20 protein-coding genes and 2 pseudogenes are annotated in these 22,968 nt (G+C 60.5%); 14 read left to right on the top strand and 8 right to left on the bottom strand.

Features of this window, described 5'->3' with window-relative positions; all coding sequences use genetic code 11:
* The first annotated feature begins 357 nt into the window (after window positions 1-357).
* The 5 genes from E4P29_RS15735 (at window position 358) to E4P29_RS15715 (ending at window position 3,871) form a co-directional block, all read left to right on the top strand.
* Window positions 358-1,125: an amino acid ABC transporter ATP-binding protein gene (locus E4P29_RS15735; protein ID WP_135046158.1), complete on the top strand. Its 768-nt coding sequence runs from the start codon at window positions 358-360 to the stop codon at window positions 1,123-1,125.
* 9 nt (window positions 1,126-1,134) lie between these two features.
* Window positions 1,135-1,767, top strand: coding sequence for an amino acid ABC transporter permease (locus tag E4P29_RS15730; protein ID WP_135046273.1), 633 nt, complete (start codon window positions 1,135-1,137; stop codon window positions 1,765-1,767).
* A complete protein-coding gene (locus tag E4P29_RS15725) occupies window positions 1,764-2,420 on the top strand; it encodes an amino acid ABC transporter permease (protein ID WP_135046156.1) in 657 nt (218 codons plus the stop codon). The genes E4P29_RS15730 and E4P29_RS15725 overlap by 4 nt, the downstream gene beginning before the upstream one ends.
* Before the next feature lie 43 nt (window positions 2,421-2,463).
* The gene (locus E4P29_RS15720) at window positions 2,464-3,315 is read left to right on the top strand and encodes a transporter substrate-binding domain-containing protein (protein WP_135046154.1); all 852 of its coding nucleotides are present in this window, start codon (window positions 2,464-2,466) and stop codon (window positions 3,313-3,315) included.
* Between the two features lie 148 nt (window positions 3,316-3,463).
* Window positions 3,464-3,871 carry a hypothetical protein gene (locus E4P29_RS15715; RefSeq protein WP_135046152.1) on the top strand — a complete coding sequence of 136 codons (408 nt, stop codon included), beginning with the start codon at window positions 3,464-3,466 and terminating at the stop codon, window positions 3,869-3,871.
* Window positions 3,872-3,889: 18 nt separating this feature from the next.
* Here the strand turns inward: E4P29_RS15715 and E4P29_RS15710 are convergent, their stop codons facing one another.
* Entirely contained in the window at window positions 3,890-5,485 is a 1,596-nt protein-coding gene (locus E4P29_RS15710) for a GntR family transcriptional regulator (RefSeq protein ID WP_135046150.1), read from the bottom strand.
* A gap of 338 nt (window positions 5,486-5,823) precedes the next feature.
* On the opposite strand from E4P29_RS15710, the gene E4P29_RS15705 reads away from it, so the two are divergent.
* The 4 genes from E4P29_RS15705 (at window position 5,824) to E4P29_RS15690 (ending at window position 10,060) form a co-directional block, all read left to right on the top strand.
* A complete protein-coding gene (locus tag E4P29_RS15705; protein ID WP_135046148.1) occupies window positions 5,824-6,132 on the top strand; it encodes a cupin domain-containing protein in 309 nt (102 codons plus the stop codon).
* Window positions 6,133-6,228: 96 nt separating this feature from the next.
* Window positions 6,229-8,265, top strand: a complete 2,037-nt coding sequence (locus E4P29_RS15700) for an FAD-dependent oxidoreductase (RefSeq protein WP_135046146.1) — start codon at window positions 6,229-6,231, stop codon at window positions 8,263-8,265.
* Window positions 8,266-8,324: 59 nt separating this feature from the next.
* Window positions 8,325-9,410: an S-(hydroxymethyl)mycothiol dehydrogenase gene (locus E4P29_RS15695; protein WP_135046144.1), complete on the top strand. Its 1,086-nt coding sequence runs from the start codon at window positions 8,325-8,327 to the stop codon at window positions 9,408-9,410.
* Window positions 9,407-10,060: an MBL fold metallo-hydrolase gene (locus E4P29_RS15690; RefSeq protein ID WP_135046142.1), complete on the top strand. Its 654-nt coding sequence runs from the start codon at window positions 9,407-9,409 to the stop codon at window positions 10,058-10,060. The genes E4P29_RS15695 and E4P29_RS15690 overlap by 4 nt, the downstream gene beginning before the upstream one ends.
* Here the strand turns inward: E4P29_RS15690 and E4P29_RS15685 are convergent.
* The 4 genes and pseudogenes from E4P29_RS15685 to E4P29_RS15665 form a co-directional block, all read right to left on the bottom strand.
* Window positions 10,057-10,551, bottom strand: coding sequence for a DMT family transporter (locus tag E4P29_RS15685; RefSeq protein WP_135046140.1), 495 nt, complete (start codon window positions 10,549-10,551; stop codon window positions 10,057-10,059). The two genes, E4P29_RS15690 and E4P29_RS15685, sit on opposite strands and share 4 nt — an antisense overlap.
* Before the next feature lie 337 nt (window positions 10,552-10,888).
* Window positions 10,889-11,299 (bottom strand): annotated as a pseudogene (locus E4P29_RS26370) (fumarylacetoacetate hydrolase family protein).
* A gap of 287 nt (window positions 11,300-11,586) precedes the next feature.
* Window positions 11,587-13,090 (bottom strand): annotated as a pseudogene (locus tag E4P29_RS15670) (tripartite tricarboxylate transporter permease).
* Window positions 13,090-13,461 (bottom strand): tripartite tricarboxylate transporter TctB family protein, encoded by a 372-nt coding sequence (locus E4P29_RS15665; RefSeq protein WP_135046271.1) that lies wholly within the window; start codon window positions 13,459-13,461, stop codon window positions 13,090-13,092. Before E4P29_RS15665 ends, E4P29_RS15670 begins: the two are co-directional and overlap by 1 nt.
* A 109-nt stretch (window positions 13,462-13,570) precedes the next feature.
* On the opposite strand from E4P29_RS15665, the gene E4P29_RS15660 reads away from it, so the two are divergent.
* The 4 genes from E4P29_RS15660 to E4P29_RS15645 all read left to right on the top strand — a co-directional run bounded on the left by E4P29_RS15660 (window position 13,571) and on the right by E4P29_RS15645 (window position 17,528).
* A complete protein-coding gene (locus tag E4P29_RS15660) occupies window positions 13,571-14,965 on the top strand; it encodes an MFS transporter (RefSeq protein ID WP_167735503.1) in 1,395 nt (464 codons plus the stop codon).
* A 23-nt stretch (window positions 14,966-14,988) separates the two neighbouring features.
* Window positions 14,989-15,771, top strand: a complete 783-nt coding sequence (locus E4P29_RS15655) for an aldolase/citrate lyase family protein (RefSeq protein ID WP_280634546.1) — start codon at window positions 14,989-14,991, stop codon at window positions 15,769-15,771.
* A gap of 2 nt (window positions 15,772-15,773) precedes the next feature.
* Window positions 15,774-16,754, top strand: coding sequence for a C-terminal binding protein (locus E4P29_RS15650; RefSeq protein WP_167735502.1), 981 nt, complete (start codon window positions 15,774-15,776; stop codon window positions 16,752-16,754).
* A 105-nt stretch (window positions 16,755-16,859) separates the two neighbouring features.
* Window positions 16,860-17,528, top strand: a complete 669-nt coding sequence (locus E4P29_RS15645; protein ID WP_135046130.1) for a GntR family transcriptional regulator — start codon at window positions 16,860-16,862, stop codon at window positions 17,526-17,528.
* Window positions 17,529-17,698: 170 nt separating this feature from the next.
* Here the strand turns inward: E4P29_RS15645 and E4P29_RS15640 are convergent, their stop codons facing one another.
* From E4P29_RS15640 to E4P29_RS15630, 3 genes are all read right to left on the bottom strand, one after another.
* Window positions 17,699-18,193: an NAD(P)H-dependent oxidoreductase gene (locus E4P29_RS15640; protein ID WP_135046128.1), complete on the bottom strand. Its 495-nt coding sequence runs from the start codon at window positions 18,191-18,193 to the stop codon at window positions 17,699-17,701.
* 161 nt (window positions 18,194-18,354) lie between these two features.
* Window positions 18,355-18,852, bottom strand: a complete 498-nt coding sequence (locus E4P29_RS15635) for a flavin reductase family protein (RefSeq protein ID WP_135046126.1) — start codon at window positions 18,850-18,852, stop codon at window positions 18,355-18,357.
* Between the two features lie 631 nt (window positions 18,853-19,483).
* On the bottom strand, window positions 19,484-20,818 hold the full coding sequence (locus tag E4P29_RS15630; RefSeq protein ID WP_209205423.1) for an LLM class flavin-dependent oxidoreductase: 1,335 nt from the start codon (window positions 20,816-20,818) through the stop codon (window positions 19,484-19,486).
* A 460-nt stretch (window positions 20,819-21,278) separates the two neighbouring features.
* Between E4P29_RS15630 and E4P29_RS15625 the strand changes: the two genes are divergently transcribed.
* Complete coding sequence (locus E4P29_RS15625) at window positions 21,279-22,691, top strand: amidohydrolase family protein (protein ID WP_167735501.1); 1,413 nt, start codon at window positions 21,279-21,281, stop codon at window positions 22,689-22,691.
* Window positions 22,692-22,968: the final 277 nt, after the last annotated feature.

Raw genomic sequence — 22,968 nt, 5'->3', positions numbered from 1 at the left:
ATTAGAGGGGTACGTGAACCCGTTCGTTGAACCAGAATGGCTCGTCATAGCAAGACTAGACCTAGCTGCAGGTCAGCGAACACAGATCCGGCGCGAAACGCAGAATTTACCAGCCTGTCACGGCTCGATTCGACCTCGACGGGCATGCTCTATGTAGAGCTAGAATTTCTGTATCCCCCAACGAATCAGCATAAGTATCTCTTGCCACAGCTTTAGCATCAGTGGTACTAATTCACTCTCGCTCAGGGTGCAACTGATGCAGAGTGATGTCAGGATCTCCGCATCCCCCGAACTCGAGCACACCGTGCCGCTAAATCTGTCCGATTTCGTCAGCCCAGTCCAGGAGAACGAACTCCGATGAATACCTCTTCACCGAACAGTCCAGCGATTCATCTGGAGTCGGTCACCAAGAAGTTCGGAAACGTCACTGTCATCGACAACGTCTCACTCTCCGTGAAGGAGGGGGAAGTCGCGGCGATCATCGGACCGAGCGGTGCAGGCAAGAGCACGCTGTTGCGCTGCATCAATCTGCTCGAGCGACCCACCAGCGGTCGAATCACCGTCGAGGGCGTACAGATCGACGCGGAGATGACCATCACCAAGAAGGACCTGTCGCAGTTGCGACGAAACGTCGGAATGGTGTTCCAGTCTTTCAACTTGTTTCCGCACCTCGACGTCCTACGTAATGTCAGCCTCCCTCAGGAGCGGGTATTGGGACGCAGCAAGGCCGACGCGGACAAGAGGTCGATGGAACTCCTGGAACGAGTAGGACTCGCAACTCACGCCAAGCAGTACCCCAGCCGGTGCTCGGGTGGTCAACAGCAGCGGATCGCGATCGCGAGAGCCCTTGCGCTCGACCCGCACATCATGCTGTTCGACGAGCCCACGTCCGCACTGGACCCAGAACTCGGACTCGAAGTGTTGGCAGTCATGAAAGAGCTTGCGGCCGAGGGCATGACGATGGTGGTCGTCACGCACGAGATGCAGTTCGCACGCGATGTCAGCGACCACCTGGTGGTCATGGCCAACGGCGCAATTCTCGAAGAAGGCCCCCCGGAGCAAATCTTCACCGACCCCAGCCAGCCGCGAACACGGCAGTTTCTACGCGCAGTGCTGGAGCGCTGAGTCGTGGAAATGTTCCTGACCATTCTCGGCGGAGTCCCGATGACGCTCTTGCTCACGGTGTCCGCACTGGTGATCGGTGCCATCGGAGGGATTCCACTGGCCCTGGCCAGACGTTCACGCTTCGTTGTCGTCAGAGGCCTGGCACGAGTGGTGATTGAGTTTTTGCGCGGCCTCCCCCCCATTGTCTGGCTGTTCATCATCTTCTTCGGCTTCGGAACGCTTGTGCCCCAACTCGACCCGGTGTCGGCGGCGATCATCGGACTCGGCGCCATCTCGTGCGCATACATGGCCGAGATCTACCGGGGAGGGCTTTCTGCGATCAAAGTCGGTCAATGGGAAGCCTCCGCCGCACTCGGGATGACGTCGGGTTCCACTCTGTCGAGAATCATCGGCCCGCAGGTATTTCGGGTGTCGATACCTGCAGCAGCAACGTACGGAATAGGTCTGCTGAAGGACTCGTCCGTCGCCTACACGATCGGCGTCTCCGAGGTCGTCTTCTACGCCAATCAGGAGTCCCGCGCCACCGCCGACGCCATCGTTCCCTTTCTCTTGGCCGCTCTGGTTTACGTACTCATGACCATCCCCTGCGCGTGGGGAGCCAGAACTCTCGACGCTTCACTGCGAAAGCGGGTTGCTCGATGAACGGACTATTGAACGACTGGTCCACTTACTCCCCCGACCTACTGAAGGGACTGTGGGTGAGCGTCCGCCTCGCCGGCGCAGCTCTGCTGATCGGACTACCCTTCGGCCTACTCCTCGCTGTCGGGTCCAGCGCGGAGCAGCGTTGGGTTCGAACAGTGGTCATCGCGTTCGTTGAGATCGGCCGCGGTACACCTGCCCTGGTGGTGCTGCAGTTGTTCTACTTCGGACTTCCCTCTGCCGGAATGACTCTCACGTCGTTCGTCGCCGCATCTCTGGCGCTGGCACTGACCACCGCCGCGTACACCAGCGAAATTCTGCGCGGAGGTATTCAGTCGGTTCCACAAGGCGAGCTCGAAGCCTCCGAGGCGCTCGGCATGCCGCACCGCGACACTCTGCGATTCGTAGTGATTCCGCAGGGTGTGCGCGTCGCCCTCCCTGCACTGATGGGGTTCGCGATCCTGATCTTTCAGGCAACGGCACTTGCCTACACCATCGCACTCCCCGAATTGCTCAGCGCCGCATACTCGATCGGCTCTTCGACCTTCGAGTACCTGAGCGTACTGGTACTGGCAGGCCTGTTCTACGCGGCCATCACGATCCCCGCGAGCTGGCTCAGCGAACGAGCCGGCCAGCGAATGAGTCGACACCTTTGACACAGCTCGCCCCTGAAAGACCCACCGACCGTTTGGAGTGACAATGAAACAACACCGTCCGTACTTCGTGGCCATCGCCGTCACCTTTGCTTCTCTCACCTCACTACTCGCCGCCTGCGGCGGCTCGTCCTCATCCGGCGAGGTCAGCGCAGATTGTGTTCCGGCACATCAGTTCTCGACGATTGCTGACGGCACCCTCACTGTTGCGACGTACGACCTGCCACCGTTCTCGAAAATGGAGCGCGGCGAAATCACCGGTGTCGAAGGTGAAATCGTCAAGACCATCGCCGCCAAGGAGTGCCTCACGATCACCCCGAATGCGGTGGCAGCCGCCGCCATCATCCCAACCGTCCAGGCCGGACGCGCGGATCTGGCCGTTGGCGACTGGTATCGGACTGCGGCGCGTGAAGAGGTCATCTCGTTCAGCGACCCGCTTTACATCGATCAGATGGCTCTGATCTCCAAGGAGGGCTACACCAAGATTTCCGATCTGCAGGGCAAAACCGTAGGCACCGTGGACGGCTACCTGTGGGTCGATGACATGAAGCAGTACCTCGGTGATTCCCTGAAGGTCTATCCATCGAGCCTGAACATGAACCAGGACCTGCAGGCCGGCCGGATCGATGTCGGAATCGACAGCTTCGGCTCAGGAGCGCTCAACAACAAGGACTCGGACATCAAAGTGTCGGTCGCCGAACCGTTCGACGGTGTCGCAGCGTCCCAGGAGGGTGCGCAGGCCGGGCTTCCCGTGCAGAAGAGCAACCCTGAACTGCTCGCCGCGTTGAACGCCGATCTCGCGGAGATGCACGCCAACGGCGACATCGCCCGAATCCTCACCGAGAACGGCCTGGAGGCTTCCGCGGCAGATGTCGGAGAACCACGTCTCATCGGCTGAGTCTGTCCACTGTGCTCCTGGCGTCAACACCGACGCCAGGAGCACCACCACACGGAAAGACACCCGGGCGTCACAGTGCCCGTCAGCAGTCCATCAAGACAGCACAATTCAGCCTGAAGAAGAACGGATCACCTGTCGAATCGACGACGTGAAGCCGGATTTCACCAGACTCCTCGTCGAGACGGCCGAGCCCTGGGTGGCCACTCTCCTACGTGAGACGGTCACAAGCGCGACGTCGCGGCTGAAGCAGGCTTTCGTGTTCGGTCGCCCGCACGACGCGGAAGGTAGTGACACGGTCGAGGTCACGGCGTCGGACGCTGCTCGGCACCACACACTCGACGCTGTCGAAGCATCGCCGACCGATGCACATCTTGATCGCCTGCTCTCCGAAGCCCGCAGCCCCAGCAGCTTTCGCGCGATCACCACAGTCGATGCCGTCCGCACCATCTGCGGATACGGAACCGTGGCCGAGAATCTCGGAGTTACGAACGACTACATGATCGCCCGTGGAGTCGATGGTGCGATATTGGACAGACACTGCGTGAGGGTGGAATAGCGGAGCGGTCCTCGGCCATCACTCCATGTCGAGTTCGGCAAGCTGCTCGACCATGTACGCCACCGCTTTGTCGACCTTTCTCCGCCACAATTGCGTAACCTCATCCGAGTCCCGATCCTGCATTGCCCGCAGCAGAGCCGAATTCTCCTCGACGATGTCGCCCGCCGCGTAGGCGTAGTCCAACCCGAGAATCGACAAGAACATCCGCAGCTGCAACGACAGCCGAGCGAACATCTTCTCGATACGCGGGGCGTTCGCCAGGGCAGCCGCAGTGTCCTGCCACCGAATGTCGGCCTCACCGGCACCCGCAATATCCCCGGCTCGCGCGTACTCCACGATGTCGGCCAGTCCCGCCTCGAGCGGCTTCAGACGGCCGACGTCGCCCGAGGCGAGTCTGCGAAAAAGCAGTGCCCCCAACGGACCACGAGCAGTGTAAGTGTCGTACACGTCAGTGCGGGTGGGGATCGGAATGTATGCACCCCGATGCGGCTCCAGTTCGACCAGGCCATCCTCGGCCAGAATGTTGAGCGCATCGCGAATAGGCCCGCGAGACACGCCCAGTCGCCGGGCCAGCGGCGTCTCCGCAATTCGCTGGCCGGCCTGGAACTCGCCACTGGTGATAGACGCACGCAGCGCCTCGAGCACCGAAGCCGAGAACGGGGGTGGATGGTCGGTGCTCTGTCGATCCGAACGGGGGGTATTCCTCGCGGACCGTGCGAGCCGACGCCACGCGAACGCCGCCGCGGGGTCAATCGCCCATTCTCGAACTCGTGCCTCCAGCACAAGCAATTCCGACGACTGTCGAGGGTCCAGAAGTGCCAGAATCGCCTCGACCTGCGCAACCCATAGATCTGTTGGCACCGTGTGTATCTCGAAGCGAACCGACCGCTCGAGGCCTCGCAGGAGGGCAGGCGGAGCGGCTGCGTCCACCAGCACTCTCGCTGTCCGTCCCTGCGGAATGTCGGCGTCCAGACCGTCCACATTGTCGCGCATCCGTTGTGTGAGGTCCGTAGATGCAATACCTGACAAATTCAGGGCGTGATGGGCCGACAACGTCGTCCGGATCGACTCTGCGACAGCGCGGGGACGATCCGGCGATCCCTTACGCCAGGACACGAGCGGGGTGGCCGGCTCGTGAAATACGAGAAGTCGCAGAGGTAAGTCCACCACTACGCGAGCCAACACGAGTGGCCCCTCGACGATCGACAAGGGGTGCGGCGGTCTATCCGGGGGCCAGGTGAACGATCGGCGCAGAGCCCGGCTGGCGGCAGTCTGCGAGATCTCGAGCGCTTCGGCAATCGCACGAGTGGTCCACCCCGACGCGGGCGGGGGACTGAGCATCAAGCGTTGTATCGAATCGTTCATTCCTGCTGATGTCGTCGCCGGCCTCCCCGTTCGAGGGAGATCTGCAAGGGCCGCGGCACCGCCTGCCTCGTAGCGCGCACACCATTTGCGAACGGTGGCGGTCGTCACTCCCAGTTCGCGCCCCACCCACGCCGCATTGTTCGTCTCGCTCAACAGGACGATCCTGGCCCGTTGCGCTTGTTCTTGAGTGGTCCTGCGGGAGCGTTCGATGTGAACGAGCGATCGGCGATCATCCTCGGACAACCACATGTTCCCGCCTCTCGTTCACGGCAGTATTTCGCCTCGCGCCCACTTTCCTGCATGAACCGACGCAGTGAGTCAAAAGTACCTGACAGCAACCAACGGTGGTTGGCGCTGGGAGATCAGGGATGCGCCCAGTTCGAGGTGCTCTCGTGCCGAGAACCTTCTTTTCACCCTAGAAGTTACAACGCCGTGTCACGGGCTGTTCCGATTGTCGACATCGCCCCTCGAGCCCATAATCGTACGAGACCCACGTCACAGCGACCTTTCGGCGTCTGCCGCACCCTCGCACGTGAATTCGTCTGTACTGCAACGTTTGTCCAACCATCTTTTCAAGGAGCACCATAATGTCGAACATCGTCAACGTCTCGTCGTCGACCACCGTCGCCGGATCACGCGGAGAGATCGAGCACGTGAGGACCGACGGCTACTCGCTGAACTTCTGGAACTTGCGTGAGCTCGCCAAGGGCGCGCACCACAGTAACGAGTACGACATCGCGATCTACGTCGTCGCCGGAACGCTCCACGTCTACGACGAAGCCGACGAAGATCGAGTGATCGGTGCCGGAGACAGCGTGCTCATTCCCGCCGGTACCGAGTATTCGATGTCTTCGGAGTCTGCAGACCTCGTCGAATACCGGACCAACCAGAGCTGACCCCGGTTCTGGCGACCGACTCTCCCCGGGGCAGGGCGCATACCCGTCCTGCCCAACCGATACCGACCAAGACCCGACCACGCTACGGAGGACCCTGTGCAGAACAACGACCCGTTGCTGAGCGAATTCACCCTGAAGAACGTGACGCTTCGCAATCGAATTGTCAGCACATCGCACGAGCCCGCCTACAGCGAGAACGGGCTACCGACAGATCGTTATCGCGCCTACCACGTCGAAAAGGCGAAGGGGGGAGTCGGTTTGACCATGATCGGGGGCAGCGCACTCGTCAGCGCCGACAGCGCACCCGCGTTCGGAAACCTGCAGCTCTACCGAGACGAGGCGGTCCCACATCTGCGCCGGCTGGCCGACGAGGTGCACGAACACGGTGCGGCAGTGATGACGCAGATCACCCATCTCGGCCACCGCACCAGTAACTACACCCATGACTGGATCCCAGCCCTGTCCGCCAGTGCGGTGCGCGAGTCCGCGCATCGGGCATTTACCCGACCGGCAGAGAAGCTCGATCTCGATCGGATCGCCCGCGACTTCGCGGACACCGCAGCCCGGTGCAAAGAGGGAGGTCTCGACGGCGTCGAGCTGATGGCGTACGGCCACCTGCTCGATTCCTTCTGGACCCCTACGTGGAACCACCGCGACGACGAGTACAACGGATCGTTCGAGAACCGAATGAGGTTCCCACTACAGGTGATTCGGGCCGTCCGCGATGCCGTCGGCGATGACTTCGTCGTGGGTATCAGGATGACTTTCGACGAAGAGCGCAAGACAGGGTTGCACGTCGACGAGGCAGTGCGCATCGCTGGAGTGGTCACCGAGGCCGGTATCGACTTCATCAGTGTCATCAAGGGCTTCATCGACACCGACGCCGAGCTGGCGCGAATGATCCCGCCCATGGGCACGCCTGCGGCTCCGCACCTCGAATTCGCGGGCAAGATCAAGAAGCTCGTCGATGTGCCGGTGATGCACGCGGCCAGAATCGGAGATGTCGCAACGGCTCGCTACGCGATAGCCGAGGGGCTGTTGGATCTGGTGGGCATGACTCGCGCGTTGATCGCCGATCCGCATCTTCCCCGCAAGGTTGCCGAACGACGCGAAGACGCCATCAGACCGTGCGTCGGAGCCAACATGTGCATCGACGGCATCTACACCTCGGGAGCGGCGCTGTGTATTCACAATCCCTCCACCGGTCGTGAACTCGGGCTACCTCATGTCCCCGCCGAGGCTCCCAAGACGAAGAACGTCGCGGTGATCGGTGCCGGACCGGCCGGGCTGGAAGCTGCACGCGTGCTGGGCGAACGAGGGCACACCGTCACGGTATTCGAGGCGAGCCCCAGCGCAGGCGGCCAGATCCTTCTTGCATCGGTGACCGCACGCCGCCGTGATCTCATCGGCATCATCGACTGGCGGATCGAGGAGTGCAAGCGTCGCAACATCCACTTCGAGTTCAACTACTTTGCCGACTCCGCCGACGTTCTGCAGCGCGATTTCGATACGGTCATCGTCGCCACCGGCGGCATGCCCAATACCGACGCAGGAGTCGACGGGCACGAACTGGCCATCGACACCTGGGACATCCTCTCGGGCAACGTCAAGCCCAAGGGTTCGGTACTGGTGTACGACGATCACGGCGGCAATCAGGCGCTCGATGCCGTCGAGTACATGACCAAGTACAGCGACGACATCCACTTGGTCACACCCGAACGCACGATTTCACCGGATGTCGGGGCTCTGACCATGGCCGGCTACATGCAGATGCTCGCCGAGAACGACGTCCGCCTCACACCCGCACAGCGACTGGTGTCGATCGAAAAGGAAGGTGCCGGGTACAAATCCACCTTCACGGTCGACGGCTCCTCCAAGCGCATCGAACGCCGCACTGATTCCGTTGTGATCGAACACGGCACAGCACCGGTGGACGACGTCTATGCCGAACTACAGAAGCTGTCGTTCAATCTCGGTGAAATCGACCTCACCGATCTGTTGGCAGTGCGCGAGCAGACCAACAAGCACAACCCGGACGGAAGGTTCTGGCTCTACCGAATCGGAGATGCAGTCAGTAGCCGCAACATCCACGCCGCCATTCTCGACGCCTATCGCCTGTGCAGCGCTATCTGACGAGAAGCCTCAAGTCTCATCCCCAAACGAACCCGATCGTTCACCGCACAAGGAGATTCATGAGCACCACCTGCAAAGGTGTCATCGCCCGGTCCAAGGACGCCGAAGTCGAACTCGTCGACATCGTCATCCCCGACCCCGGCCCCCACGACGTCATCGTCAAGATCCAGGCCTGCGGGGTCTGCCACACCGACCTCACCTACCGCGACGGCGGCATCAACAACGAATTCCCATTCCTGCTCGGCCACGAAGCCGCCGGCATCGTCGACACCATCGGCGACGCCGTCACCCACGTTTCCGTCGGCGACTTCGTCGTCCTCAACTGGCGCGCCGTCTGCGGAGAATGCCGCGCCTGCAAACGAGGCCGACCCTGGTACTGCTTCGACACCCACAACGCCTCACAGAAAATGACCCTCACCGACGGCACCGAACTCACCCCCGCCCTCGGAATCGGCTCCTTCGCCGACAAAACCCTCGTCCACGAAGGCCAATGCACCCGAGTCGACCCGACCGCCGACCCCGCCGTCGTCGGACTCCTCGGCTGCGGAATCATGGCCGGCCTCGGAGCAGCAGTCAACACCGGCAACATCTCGCGCGGAGACTCCGTCGCCGTCATCGGCTGCGGAGGAGTCGGAGACGCCGCCATCGCCGGAGCAGCCCTCGCCGGCGCATCGACCATCATCGCCATCGACCGCGACGACACCAAACTCGCCTGGGCGAAAGAACTCGGCGCCACCCACACTGTCAACGCCTCCCACACCGCACCGATCGACGCCGTCAAAGACCTCACCGGCGGCCACGGAGCCGACGTCGTCATCGACGCCGTCGGACACCCCGAAACATGGAAACAAGCCTTCTACAGCCGCGACCTCGCCGGCACCGTCGTCCTCGTCGGCGTCCCCACCCCCGACATGCGAATCGACATGCCACTGCTCGATTTCTTTTCCCACGGAGGATCATTGAAGTCCTCGTGGTACGGCGACTGCCTCCCCGAACGCGACTTCCCCACCCTCGTCGACCTGTACATGCAAGGCCGTCTACCGCTCGAGAAGTTCGTCACCGAACGCATCGACCTCGACGACATCGAGGCCGCGTTCACCGCCATGCACGACGGCACGGTCCTGCGTTCGGTCGTCGTCCTATGACCATCGAAACACTCACCGACGCAGACGGACTACGCATCGAACGAGTCATCACCTCAGGAGTATTCACCCTCGACGGAGGCGAATGGGAGGTGCAGAACAACATCTATCTCGTCGGTGACGACACCGACGTCGTCGTCATCGACGCCGCCCACACCGCCGCCCCGATCATCGACGCAGTCGCCGGCCGACACGTCAACGCCGTGATCTGCACCCACGGACACAACGACCACATCACCGTCGCCCCCGAACTCGCACACGAACTCCACGCCCCCATTTTGCTGCACCCCGGCGACGATGTTCTGTGGAAACAAACCCACCCCGACACCACCCATTGGAGCCTCGACGACCACCAACGAATCGCCATCGCCGGCACAGACATTCAGGTCGTCCACACCCCCGGGCACTCCCCCGGATCGGTGTGCCTGCACCTCCCCGAGGCCGGTGTCCTGTTCTCCGGGGACACCCTCTTCTCCGGTGGCCCCGGTGCCACCGGGCGGTCGTATTCCGACTTCCCCACCATCATCGGATCCATCCGCGACCGACTCTTCGCCCTCCCCGAGGACACCACCGTTCTGACTGGACACGGCGATGCCACCACAATCGGCACCGAATCACCCCACCTCGCCGACTGGATCGCCCGCGGGAATTAGCGAGTTTTAGGGTCACGCAGTATGTTCCTCGACGCTGCCCGGCGAGCCGGTAGTTGGACAGCCACGGCAGCGATGAGGATCAGAACCAAGCCTGATAAATTGGCAAGCGTCGCCGGTTCATGCAGAAATCCGACGCCGATGATCGTCGCGACGACCGGCGGCATGTACGAGGCACTCGAGGCGGTGACGGCTCCGAGTCCTGATACGGCGATATGAAACAGGATGAACGCAAATCCTGTTACCGCGGAACCGAGGCCGACCGCTACTGCAATCAATGCCCCGAAGTCGCAGGCGATATCCGTGATGCCATCGAGATCGGTGAACAAAGCCAATACGACGGCTGCGAGGCCATCCGGCAGATCGCCGACGCACCCGCAGGAATGTCGAGCGGGCTGATGAACCGACGTGTGTATCTGAAAGACGGCCCTAGACCTGCCGATCCGAGCATCGTGAACAGCACACCGGAGACATTGTTGTTTTCCGCTGCCCACGGTTGAGCGAGCACGACGACGCCCATCACCCCGTCGCCGAGACCGAGGGCTATGTACCCCTTGAACCGTTCAGTTCGTAGTACCAGAACGGCGACGATGAAGGTGAACAGAGGGATCGAAACACTCAGCGCGCCGCCAATTCCGCTGTCGAGCGATAGGTTCCTGCGGCGTACGCGTAATTACCGCATCGTCCACAGATCTGGCTTTTCTGACCGATATATGGGAAGTATGACAGTATTCGACGCACCCGCACCAGACGTTGTGTGTCGTGGTCGAGGACGGCAGTCAGGTACCCGCCAGCTCGCTCGGGGGCGTCAGCCAGCTATCACTCCGTTGGTCAATGTTCCGATCCCGGATATGTCGATGTCGATCGTGTCGACGCGTCCTGTCTCAGTTGACCGTTGACGTTGCAGCTCAACCGGACTCCGACATCGAGGTCGAGTTCGGTCTCGATCCACGGGCCGCGGGCAGAAGGTGTCGAACCCTTGCCGCGAGTGAGCTGGGGATCGCTTCGTTGCAGATCCCGCGCACTGACGACATTGGCACACGTATAGCCGAAGATGTAGCCGGTCGCCTCGGCAGCCTAGACGAATCGTGTGGTCTTGCCGATGATGAACGCCAGTTCCGCTTCGTGCTCGACGTGAGTACTCATGTCTGTCGGTGGCAGCACTATATTGTCGCCATGCCCGATGATCGCCGACGGGCCCTTCATGAAGACAGACGGCGACCCGTCGTGCTCGTATCCCATTTCGGTTCGGCAGCGTAGTTTCTACCGACACAGAAGATCTTGGACGGCGTGACCGGGGCCGCTAGCCGTACCTCCTCTGCCGACAGTTCGATGCCCACCGACTCCCCACCCTCGTAGGGACTGCCGTCGAGCACACGAACATGTTGTCCACGCGCGCCGCCTACTTCACGTCTCTACCTGTCTCGATGCGGGCATATTTCATCTGCTCACTCCTTCACCGGCGCAATATCGCCAGGTCGGACCCGATCCACACCGCGAGTCGGGGCCCGCGTGTCGATAGGACTGGGTTACGTGTCCACCCGAGTACGAGTGCGGACACGATTGGCCGCTGTGTACAGCAGCACGATCGCGAGGACTCCGTAGAGCACCCAGGTGATGGGGCCGGCGACGAGAATGGATGCGTCGACACCGCTCGACATCGTCGCGTTGCGCAGGCTGGTCTCGGCCAGCGGACCGAGGACGACTCCGATCATCGCGGGCGCGAATGGAAACCCGTAGCGCCGCATCAGGATCCGACAAATCCAATTCCGAACAGAGTAACAGGTCGGTCACTGCGGCTGATGTGGCGTAGACACCCAGCGCGCAGAACACGGTGATACCTACGTAAAGGTATGGCCGCGGAATCAGTAGCACCTTTGCCCAGATCGGGGCGAACGGCACGTTGAGGATGAGCAGCATCACCAACCCGACGAATAGGCTGGCGAGCAGTGCCCAGACGAGGTCGGCGTTGCGCTCGAACAGCAGAGGCCCTGGTTGCAGGCCGTACTGCTGAAATGCTGCGAGCATGATCGCGGCGGTGGCCGAGGTTGGCAGACCCATGGCAAGCAGTGCGCCCATCGCGGTGCCCGAGGTTGCGTTGCCCGCTGCCTCTGGTGCCGCGACACCACGAATGGCACCTTTGCTGAATTGCGGCACATTGCGCCTACGGTCGAGTCGTCTCTCGGCGCAGTAGGCCATGAAGGTGGGTACCTCGGCTCCGCCGACGGGAATGACACCGAACGGAACACCGAAACCGTTGCCGCGCAACCACGCCGGCAACGCTTCTTTGAATTCACCGCGGGACAGGAACGGCCGACCTGTGACAGTGCCCGTCTCGGGGGCCTTGGTCCGATGAATCCTCGACGCGACGTAGAAGACCTCGCCGAGGGCCAGAACTTTAACGGTCATGACGATGATGCTGACGCCGTCGAACAATTCGGGTACGCCGAGTGTGAACCGATGAGTTCCGGATATACCGTCGATACCGACGACAGCGAAGGCAAGTCCGATCAGTAGTGCAGCGAGGCCTTTGGTCACCGATTTCGAGACGACCGACGCCACCGCCATGAATGCGAATATTGCCAAGGCGAAGTACTCCGCCGGTCCGAAGTTGACCGCGAGGTCCGCAAGTGAGGACGCAAAGAACACCACCAATGTCGTGGCAATCAGACCACCCATGAACGCACCGATTGCCGATGTGGCCAGCGCTTGTGGGGCACGACCACGTTTCGCCATGCGGTGGCCCTCGAATGTGGTCGCAATGGCTGTCGATCCGCCTGGGTTGTTCATCAGGATCCCCATGGTGGAGTCTCCGAAGAGTCCGCCGAAGTACACCCCCACGAAAATGATGAAGGCACCGGTGGGGTCGAGGGTGAAAGTGACCGGAAGTAGTAGCGCTACCGCCATCGCCGATCCGAGTCCGGGGAGTACGCCCACGGCGGTACCGAGGAATGCACCGATGAACACCCAGAGCAGGTTCATCGGGGTCAGGGCTTGGGCGAATCCGCCCATCAGAAGGTCGAGGCTCTCCATCAGAAGATTCCTTCCAGAATTCCGGCCGGGAGGTTCAGGTCGAGACTTGCCGAGAAGAATGCTTGAACCGCACTCGAGAACACCAGTGCGATACCGAGATCCATGGCCGGCCGCGGGCTACCCATCGCCCTCGCGACGAACCAGAAGAGCATGGCGGCGGACAGGATCCACCCGACCGTCACCAGTAGGACAGTGAAGGCCAAGAACGCACCGAGCTTCATTCCCAACGACTTCCAGTCGGTCTGCGTCCTGTACCGAGTCGTGCCGGGATGCAACAACTCCGGGTCAGGGGCCATCGGTGTGCGCAGCATCTGCACGGTGAGCACGATGCGGGAGCGCGACGTGCCAGCGGCCGGGCGGTGGGGCCGCATCACGACCGCGATGGTCCAGACCTCGGAGATCTGGACACTCGCAGGTCTTGAAACTGTCGACAGTATTCATTATGGTGCTTTCAAGCACACCTCAACTGAAGGAAGCTTCATGAGCGAACTATCGCTGCAGCACGTCACGGATGATCCTCAGCAACGAACTCGGCGCGCGGTCGCTGCCGCAACGGCGGGCACCTTCATCGAGTGGTACGAGTACGGCCTCTACGCCTTCGTTGCGGGCCTGGTCATTGCACCCCTGTTCTTCCCCCCGGATATAGGTTCGCTGGCCCAGCTAGCCGCCTTCGGCACATTCGCTGTGGGATTTATCGCCCGCCCACTGGGGGGTATCATTTTCGGTGCTGCAGCTGACAAGTGGGGTCGCCGCCCCGTAATGGTCATCTCGATTCTTCTTATGGGCGTAGCGACCACAGCAATAGGATTGCTGCCGCCATTCTCAGTGATCGGCCTCTGGGCACCCATACTCCTGGTTGTCTTTCGACTGGTACAAGGCGCTGGCGCTGGTGCCGAATTGGCCACTGCGATGATCTACGTAAGCGAGTCCACGCTACCGAAAAAGAAGGGGTTCCATTCGTCTTTCTTGATGTTCGGATCTATGGCAGGAAACCTACTCGCGCTTGTTCTGTTTACGACTCTTAGTGCAGTTCTATCTTCGGAATCTTTCCTCGACTGGGGATGGAGATTGCCGTTTCTATTAGGATCAATACTGACAATCGTCGGCATCGTTCTGCGGAGCGGAATTGGAGAAACACCGGAGTTCGAGAAGGTCCAGGAGTCGCGTAGGGTCGGAAATACAAGCGCGGCACGTAGCAACCCATTCCTTGCGATGATCTACTCATTTCGTGCGAGTCCACGAAACTTTGCAGGGGGATTCTTGATCCCATCCGGGCTCAACGTAACCGGATTTGTTGCAACAACTTTCGGAATCAGTTACCTAACGACCCAGATCGGTCTACGGCCGAGCGAGGCCCTGTTGACCAACCTTGCAATGATCTCCACCGGAATGGTGTTCATTTTGTTGTGGGGGAAGCTTTCCGACCGATTCGGCTCCAAGTCGATACTATTGGCAGGGGCGATCGGCGGAATAATTTTTGCGTTCCCTTACTTCCTACTCTTGGGCACCGGGAATTTGGCATTGATAGTACTGGCAAGCGTCATTCTCTGGGCAGTCGGGTGGGCGACCGGGACCACGACTCAGACCGTTGTACTACCCACTCTTTTCAAGCCCGAGTATCGAGCGTCCGGTCTCACCTCTTCACGAGAACTGCAAGGCGGCTTCATCGCCGGGCCGACACCGCTTGTTGCTAGCGCACTTGTTCTCGCACTGAACGGTTCGCCCTGGCTCGTCGCCGGCATGCTGATCGTCGCACAACTGATGACGATTACCGGAACGATGATTGCGCGTCCGATAATTACGGCCGAAGACGCGGCGGAAACTCCCGCTTACCGAGGCCTTGTTCCAATTTCCCCAACTCACCACAACAAGTAAATCGAAAAACAAGGAGAACTCAAGTGCCACTACATGAATTGCGTCGACACATTGCCGATCGTCCACTGATCGGCACCACGATTTTATCAACGGCCCCCTCGGTTGTCGAGATCGCCGCAATGAGCCCATTCGATGTACTCTGCCTGGATGCTGAGCACTCAGCTCTATCTATCGAACAGATAGAGTCGCTCGTTCGAGCAGCCGACGTGCATAACAAACCGACTATCGTGCGCGTTCCCGAGGCCGGCCACTACATTGGTCGCGTTTTGGATCTCGGAGCGTCGGGGGTTGTCGTCCCCCGACTCGAGACTGCAGAAGAGGTCGCCGACGTTGTCCAGCGAGCTCGTTTCGCTCCATCGGGAAAACGAGGGGCTGGACCAGGTCGAGGTAGCCAGTACGGGTACTCACTCGCAAGCAGTGAGTACACAGCCCGAGCCAACGCAAGCACTCTGGTCATTGTGCAGATAGAAAATGCGGCTGCGGTTGACGCGATCGACGAGATTGCAAGTGTTCCCGACCTGGACGCCGTGGTAATTGGGCCTTTCGACCTTGCACTTTCTATGGGAGTAGCGCCCGGTGGGCCCGAGCACACCAACGCGATCGAGAAGGTTATCGAAGCCGCGACCGATCGCGGGATAGCTACAGGTGCATTCTGCTTCAGCGAACGCGATGTCGACTTCTACACCAGGAGAGGAAGCCGAGTTCTCCTGATAGGAGGGGATCTGCCGTGGATTTCGTCCGGCGTTGCAGCTGAATGGGACATGTGGGACCGTGTCAAGTCTGCAACTTCGGCGACGGTGGCGTGAACATGCCCAAAGTCATCATGACCAGCCTGGCCGTTCCTTTGGAAGCCGAGGCGGCCGACATACTCGGTTCGGCGGGCATCGAGTTCGAGGCACGCAACTTGACGACCGAACATGAACTCATTGCGGGTGCCACCGATGCTGACGCCTTGATCGTAGTTGCCGAGCCGATCAGTTCGGAGGTGCTGCGCGCACTGCCTCGACTCCAAGTCGTCACCCGGTTCGGGATCGGACTCGACGTGGTCGACATCGCAGCGGCGAGCGCAGCGGGAGTGTGGGTCAGTAACGTTCCAGACGCCAACTACCGTGAGGTTGCTGTTCACACAATTGCGCTTGCGCTCAACCTGTCGCGGCGGATAACCACGCTGGACAGAGCAATGCACGAGAATGGATCGGCACACCTGTCGTTGGCCTTCGGAACCCGCCGACCCGACGACCAAGTATTCGGCCTACTCGGCGTCGGCAGAATAGGACGACGGGTGGCGACAATGGCCCGAGCTATCGGGTTTCAGGTCAAGGCATTCGATCCCGCACTCACTGAGGAGTCAGCACTCGAGCAGGGCATCGACTTGGTGACGTTCGATGAGCTCATAGCAACATCTGACATTCTGTCTTTGCACGTACCCTTGACATCGGTGACAGCGAATATAATAGGCGAAGCAGAAATAGCCCGAATGCCCCGCGGATCCATCCTTGTGAACGTCTCGCGTGGGGGCCTCGTGGACGAAACAGCCCTGGCGGCTGCGATCGAGTCGGGGCAGATCGCGGGCGCAGGCCTGGATGCGTTTGTCGGCGACAGCGGCCCTCTGGACGCAACCAATCGACTCAGGTCGCTCGAACGCGTGATTCTGACTCCGCACTCCGCGCATTTCAGCGCAGAGTCGTTCGCAGAGACCAAGATGAAGGCGCTGCATGATGTGCGAAGTGTGTTGCAGGGTCGGCCCCCCACGTACGCGGTGAACTCGCCACTTGCTGTGAACCGCTAGCCGACCGTCTGTGGTCCGCAGAGGTGCGGACCACAGGGTCGTCGGGCCAGGTCCAAACTGCAACTGCTCCGATGGCACAAAAATCGGAAGGTTTATAGTTGCGTCATGTCCGCCGACAATCGAAACTTCGACAGCATCAACGTGCTGTCGCTGGTCGACGAGGCCCAGCGGCAGATTCGAAAGCGAATCGTAGCAGGAGACTTCGCACCCGGAGCACCGTTGAGAGATTCAGTGCTCGCTTCACAGATGGGCATCAGCCGGTCTCCGGTCCGTGAAGCGCTCAGGATGCTCGAGCAGGCAGGACTTGTCAGAAAGGCCGCTAATCGCTCGTACCGGATCTCAGAGTTGGCTGCCACCGACATTCCTGAACTCGCTTCACTTCGAGTTGCTGACGAGATTATTGCTGTCCGTTCAATCGTCAAGAACCGCACAAATGTAGAGTCGTTGGACAAAGCGATCGACAGGTTTCGCGACGCCGAAGCGACGCCCTCGGAGATCGCCGAAGCAGACCGCGAATTCCATTCAGCGGTAGTCGATCTTGCCGGCATGCCGCGTCTCAGTAATCGGTACGCGGAACTGTCCGATCAGATACGTCTCGCGCTGATAGCCGCAGATTTCAACCACGATCTGGTCAGCCCGATCGCTCTCGATCGCCACGTTTCTTTACGAACAGCATTGCAGGCCGCCGTTCGAACCGGAGAACCAGAAGCAGTCGTGCGGATTTGGGAAGAGCACATTTTGCGCGGAATGCGTGTCCCTGACCTGTTCCGCTGAAACACAGTCTTCGTTTGGTTACCCAAGTCCCGAGAACCGTTGCGTCGACTGCACAACCACTGCGCAGACCGTCACACAATGATCCCCATAACTGTTCGTTTTCACGAGAACGCGACGACCGAATTGCTCGAACGCCGATCGACATACGTTCGAGCAATTCCGTCGATGCGTCAATTTCCTCGAGTCAGAGCCTGTACCAAAGGTCGCCAGCGATCTGCGTATTCACCGATCGCGACACCGTCGCCGAAGGACGAGTCCAGCAGATAAAGGCCTGACGTGCAGGTGGCACCGAGTTCGGCGAGTACAGGTCGCAAAGTCAGCTCGGGCGCGAGTGCGTGTGTCGGACCTCCACCGAGCATGAGCGGAACCGCCACAACGTGCGCGAGACCCGTGCCTCCGGCGAACTGCTCGAGGAACAGTTTCATCAAACCGCTGTACGTTGCCTTGAAGGTGGGGCTGGCGAAGATTACCAGCTGTGACGAGGCTGTTCGATCCACGTTGTCGGCGACATCGGAATCGCCCCAGCCAAGGAGTTTCGGCCCCAACTCGGACAATTCGATGGTCTCGTCGGCCGTGTTGCCCGACAGCTGTTCAGCCAGCATCTCAGCTGCCCGACGGGTATGCGATCCATGCTTGGGGTTGCCCACCACCACTGTCACATTCATTATCAATCCTTACGATAGGAGTTTCAGCTTCCGGTTCTACGAACAGTCAAAGCTCGTCGGCTGTACCGCGGCCCAGACCGTTGAACCGCCTGGTGCCACTCTCCGGGTATTGAAGGTCGACTCGACCTGCACCGCTCAGTGGCCTGAACGCGGTACCCGGATCACTCCCCGACTGCGGATAGCGCGTGGAAACCACTCCCGTGGAAGACAAGTGGCGCGATATCGAGGTTCGTGCGCAGTGCGTGTACGGCCAGGAGAACCAATTCATGATCGCCGGCGGGGACGATTTCGTGCACCGAACAGTCCAACCATGCTGCAGCGCCGACCAGGAACACAGCTCCGTCGTCGGTGGTGCTGAGCTCGAGACCCGCGAAGCGGTCACCATCGCGTGCGGCAATCTGCCGACACGCTGCCGATTGGCCGACACCGAGGACGGAAACTCCAAGCCTCGGGGACGTCGCCAGAGTGGGCCACGTCGTCGAGGTGCGTTGGACGCAGACCGACACCAGTGGCGGGTCGATCGACACAGCAACGAAGGAGCTGGCCGAAATACCGATCGGCGCTCCGTCCTGATTTGCGCAAATCGTGGTGACACCGCTTGCGAAGGCACCGAATGCTTCCTTCAGCTTGCGCACATCACCGTCGTGATCTTCGAGCACGGTGAACTCCTAAATATCAGTGGGATCGCGTATCACGAGCAATCGTGCAAACGCTTTTCGTCTGTCTTCATACGTGCGAGGGCCAGAAACGGAGGTCTGGACGATAACCGAGCAATTTCGCCCATCAGACGACGACCGGTCACGCCGTGCCCTCCCCTTGCGTCCCGCGTGACTGCTTCCGCTACTGCTGACCCGAGTCTCTGAAGACGGAATTCCGGTTGGAAGCATGCGCTGCCACGTACGCAGGGTGGCGCAGTGTTGCGTCCGGCCAGGGCGGCGGAAATCCGGTTCGAGAAAGAGACAGATGGCAATTTAGCCGAAAATCTCGCCGAGTGCCCCGCCGCGGCTCTTCCGTTGCGGCGGGGATGGCCATGACGTTCGGTGTGGCCACCCCCGCGAGCGGGACATGAAGTCCGCCGCACAGGAAAGCTTCAAACCAGTTGTGCTGCAACGACTACAGGAGCTGTCACGGCTTTGGTAGCGAGTTCCACGAATTCGCAGTCGCGACCTTCGCAGACAATCCTGCATTGGCTTGTCGTGAACCTGTTAGCGTCGAACTAGATTCGGCGCAGATCAGAATGGGTAACGACCGCGTCGATGCACAACGAGTACAACCGATTCGACGCTGCAGTCACTCGTTGGGAGTGACGCGGGTCAGCACGCCGTACTCGGCAAGCTTCGGGAAAATGTGATCCGTGACTGCGTCGAGATCTTTCGTGTAGTCGGGAACAATCAGCATGATGCCGTCGAGGTCGCCGTCATTGACAATGGTCGCCAAGCGCTCGGCGAGGGTGTCGTACGACCCGGACATGTAGCCGTCCATCAGCGCCTGCGGAGGAGCGCCCTCCGTGAAGAACTTGGAGTTGGCTCCTGTCTTTGCGGCATCCTTGTTCTGCGCGTATCCGGCGATGATATCGAAGACCGCTTCACTGTCCACACCATCATTGAAATGCTTGACGCGAGCCTCGGCGAGCGCGTCTGTTTCCGCGGGCACGAGGGTGATCGATCCATAGGTCTTGAGATCGGTTCTGCCAAGCTCACGAGCAGCATCTTTGGTCCGACGAACGGTCTTCAAGTACTTCGGTTCGTCGTTGGCCAGAGTGAACGCAATATCGCAGTTCTCAGCGGCGAAACGGAATCCACGGTCGGACGACCCTGCGTTGACGAGTTCGGGCATCTTGGAGGGTTTCGGGCCCATGTGGCCGTTGTCCGTTTCGAAGAATTCACCCTTGAAATCGATGATCTCGTCAGTCCAGAACTGCTTCACCAAGGAAATCCACTCGTCTCCGAGGTCGTATCTCTTGTCGTGGTCGAGGTCGTCGTTCCACAGACCAACATGGGACATATCGAGGTAGCTGGCCCCGGTCACAAGATTGAGCCCCACTCGGCCAGGTCCGATCTGGTCGAGCGTCGCCACCATCTTTGCGATTGTCGCAGGCGGGTATACGACCATGTGTGTGGTGGCGAAAACCTTGATTCGTTCGGTGGCCTGAAGTAAGGCAGCCGACGTGGTTATCGATTCCAGAGCGTGCATCCAGTGGTTCGTCGGGCCTTTTCGGCCGCGCCAGATCGCCGGGCTCAGGGCGAAATCGAAACCTCGTAGCTCTGCACGCCGCGTGATATCGAGCACTCGGCCGAAGCTGCCGTCCTCGATAGCGGGTGAGTTGGCAGAGTGAATCCAGCCGTGATTGCCAACCGGTAGAAAGATCCCGGTCTCGATTGTTTTCGCCACTTGGCGCTGTCCTCTCTGATTGAGTGATGGACAGGTGAGCGCTCTGACCGAAACAGCCTGGTCGATCGTCTGCCAGAAGACGCCTGGGGCGCTATCCGTCGTGCCGGAGATGCACTGTCCAATCCTTGAGTATGTCGAACTAGTATCGCTCGTCACACAACCGCGAGAGTAGTAGCAGTTTGCGGTTTCGTCAACAGATCGGCTTCTCCATTCGCACCGGCCGATCAGACCCACGTCACGCGTAAATCGCCCACGTCGGGCAGGTCAAGGGCGTTATCGTGCGCGCTTACCACACCAGTGAACGAACATAGTCGGGACACCCCCCACATCGGTCGTTACGAACCTGTAAATCAGCGTTGCTCCCAATGCAACTGAAGCCACAGCGATCGTGCTGGCCATCGAGCAACGCATCCTTGACGGACGGCCGATACACGCGATACTTTCCAATAGGAGCTGTGTCGCGCATGTTGACAGGCATCGACCGGGTGAGGACCTGCGAGCGGCCAGTTCTCGAGCGTTCGGACCCTGCTACCCGAAGGGAATACACGCGCCCGCCACCTACGTAGCACACTCTGGCAGAACTCATCCCGTATTGCCGGTGGGTCAGAATCCAATCGCGCACGTCCGAAGTATGCCTACTGCAGTGCACCGCATTTCCAGCAATCCATACGTTGCAACATTGAGGAACAACACGATGACAAGCATTCAGACGCCCGTAGCCCAGGGGCAGCAGCAAACCGTGGACCTGGTCCTCGCCGCTGGTGCGGTGATCACGGTGGACCCCAGTCGGCAGATCATCCTCGGAGGCGCAGTCGCCGTCGCAGGCGCGAAGATTGTCGCAGTTGGCAAGCGAGCGGACGTGCTTGCCCAGTTCACACCCGCTCGGTTGATCGACCGGCCGAACGGCATTCTTACTCCAGGCCTGGTCGACAGTCATTCTCACCCGGCGGGTGCGTACCTGATTCGCGGGACGATCGACGAGCTGCCGGCCATCGAGCGGCTTACCCGAACGCTTATGCCGCACGAGGACGATCTTCGACCCGACGAGGCGTACGTCGCGTCGATGGCGACTTTCGCCGAGATGATCCGACACGGTACGACAACCTTCATCGATGCCGGTGGCCCGCAGACCGAGCAGACCGCGGCCGCAGCCGCTGCGATAGGTATCCGCGGGGTCCTGGCCCCGCAGATGAGCGATCTCCCCGGTCCGTTCGAACGGAAAGTCCTGTCCGCGAGTGAGAATCTAGCTCACGCCGATGAGCTGTTCGCCCGATTCGACGGCGCCGCGGACGGCAGGCTCAAAGTCTTCTACGACTTGGATCATCCCCTGTCAGTGACCGACGAGTTGCTCGCTGGTGTCGTGGAGCACGCGCGAGCGAACAACACGGGCATCGTCGGACACTACATAGGGCGTAAACCGCTGGGTGAAATTCCCGAGCACGCTCCGGATCTCGCACGTTACGAGCGGAGCGGCATCCTGGATCACGGCATTGTGCTCGGACATCTGGGGTGGATTCCGGAGGCAGACGTGCAGAGGCTTGCCGCATCCGCATCCTCTGTCGCACACTGCCCGTCCTCGTCGATGCTCGGTGCGCATGGCAACATTTCCAAGGGCGCGATTCCGGAGTTCGTCGCTGCTGGTGGCCTGACGACGCTGGGCACAGACGGAGCTGCCATCAGCCGGTTCCTCGACCTTGTACGCGTCATGTACCTTGCGGCTGCCACGCACAAGGACGTGCGTACCGATCCTTCCATCATGCCTGCGACAACGGTATTCGAAATGGCGACCATCAACGGCGCGAAAGCGGCACGATGGGAAGACACCATAGGGTCGATAGAGGTGGGAAAAGCTGCAGACCTGGTCATGTTCGATGCGAGCGGTTTGACATTCGCACCGAATCGTTTTGCGGACCCGGTCAACGACCTCGTCTACGCCTCGAGCGGATCCGACGTCGAGACCGTGCTCATCGACGGCCGTGTGGTGATGGACGAAGGCAAACTGCTGTCCGTGGATCTGCCCGCATTGGTGGCCGATGTCGACGCTGCCGCGGCATCCTCGCTCGGTCGACTCGGTCGGGAACAGAAGCCCAGCTGGCCTATTGTCTAGGGCTGGTTAGACATTGGGGTTGCCATGAGCCGGCGTCGCAACATACTCCGATTCGGAGTCCGAGGTATGTTGCGACCCTGGACGGAAACAACTTCGACCCTCTCTATCGAAGAATCAGTCAAGGCCGCACCTGTATCCGACTCGGCCGCAATAGCTTTCAACGAGTGCGACAGTCGGCAACGTACAGCGGCGGAACGGTGACACCACACGGAGGGGACCAGGCCGGCGGTCACAAAACCACGCTGCGCCCAGAGCAATGTCGAACACGCCCAGCGCC

Source organism: Rhodococcus sp. 1R11 (assembly GCF_004563845.1).
In the GTDB taxonomy this organism is placed as follows: Bacteria; Actinomycetota; Actinomycetes; order Mycobacteriales; family Mycobacteriaceae; genus Rhodococcoides.
This window is presented reverse-complemented; position numbering and strand designations above follow the sequence as displayed.

Excerpts from the sequence above, each read along its gene's own strand:
- E4P29_RS15720 (WP_135046154.1), top strand. The coding sequence starts at position 2,464 with ATGAAACAACACCGTCCGTACTTCGTGGCCATCGCCGTCACCTTTGCT.
- E4P29_RS15640 (WP_135046128.1), bottom strand. The coding sequence starts at position 18,193 with ATGAATGTGACAGTGGTGGTGGGCAACCCCAAGCATGGATCGCATACC.
- E4P29_RS15690 (WP_135046142.1), top strand. The coding sequence starts at position 9,407 with ATGACCATCGAAACACTCACCGACGCAGACGGACTACGCATCGAACGA.
- E4P29_RS15710 (WP_135046150.1), bottom strand. The coding sequence starts at position 5,485 with ATGTGGTTGTCCGAGGATGATCGCCGATCGCTCGTTCACATCGAACGC.
- E4P29_RS15665 (WP_135046271.1), bottom strand. The coding sequence starts at position 13,461 with ATGCGGCCCCACCGCCCGGCCGCTGGCACGTCGCGCTCCCGCATCGTG.
- E4P29_RS15660 (WP_167735503.1), top strand. The coding sequence starts at position 13,571 with ATGAGCGAACTATCGCTGCAGCACGTCACGGATGATCCTCAGCAACGA.
- E4P29_RS15705 (WP_135046148.1), top strand. The coding sequence starts at position 5,824 with ATGTCGAACATCGTCAACGTCTCGTCGTCGACCACCGTCGCCGGATCA.
- E4P29_RS15730 (WP_135046273.1), top strand. The coding sequence starts at position 1,135 with ATGTTCCTGACCATTCTCGGCGGAGTCCCGATGACGCTCTTGCTCACG.
- E4P29_RS15725 (WP_135046156.1), top strand. The coding sequence starts at position 1,764 with ATGAACGGACTATTGAACGACTGGTCCACTTACTCCCCCGACCTACTG.
- E4P29_RS15625 (WP_167735501.1), top strand. The coding sequence starts at position 21,279 with ATGACAAGCATTCAGACGCCCGTAGCCCAGGGGCAGCAGCAAACCGTG.
- E4P29_RS15735 (WP_135046158.1), top strand. The coding sequence starts at position 358 with ATGAATACCTCTTCACCGAACAGTCCAGCGATTCATCTGGAGTCGGTC.
- E4P29_RS15645 (WP_135046130.1), top strand. The coding sequence starts at position 16,860 with ATGTCCGCCGACAATCGAAACTTCGACAGCATCAACGTGCTGTCGCTG.
- E4P29_RS15650 (WP_167735502.1), top strand. The coding sequence starts at position 15,774 with ATGCCCAAAGTCATCATGACCAGCCTGGCCGTTCCTTTGGAAGCCGAG.
- E4P29_RS15695 (WP_135046144.1), top strand. The coding sequence starts at position 8,325 with ATGAGCACCACCTGCAAAGGTGTCATCGCCCGGTCCAAGGACGCCGAA.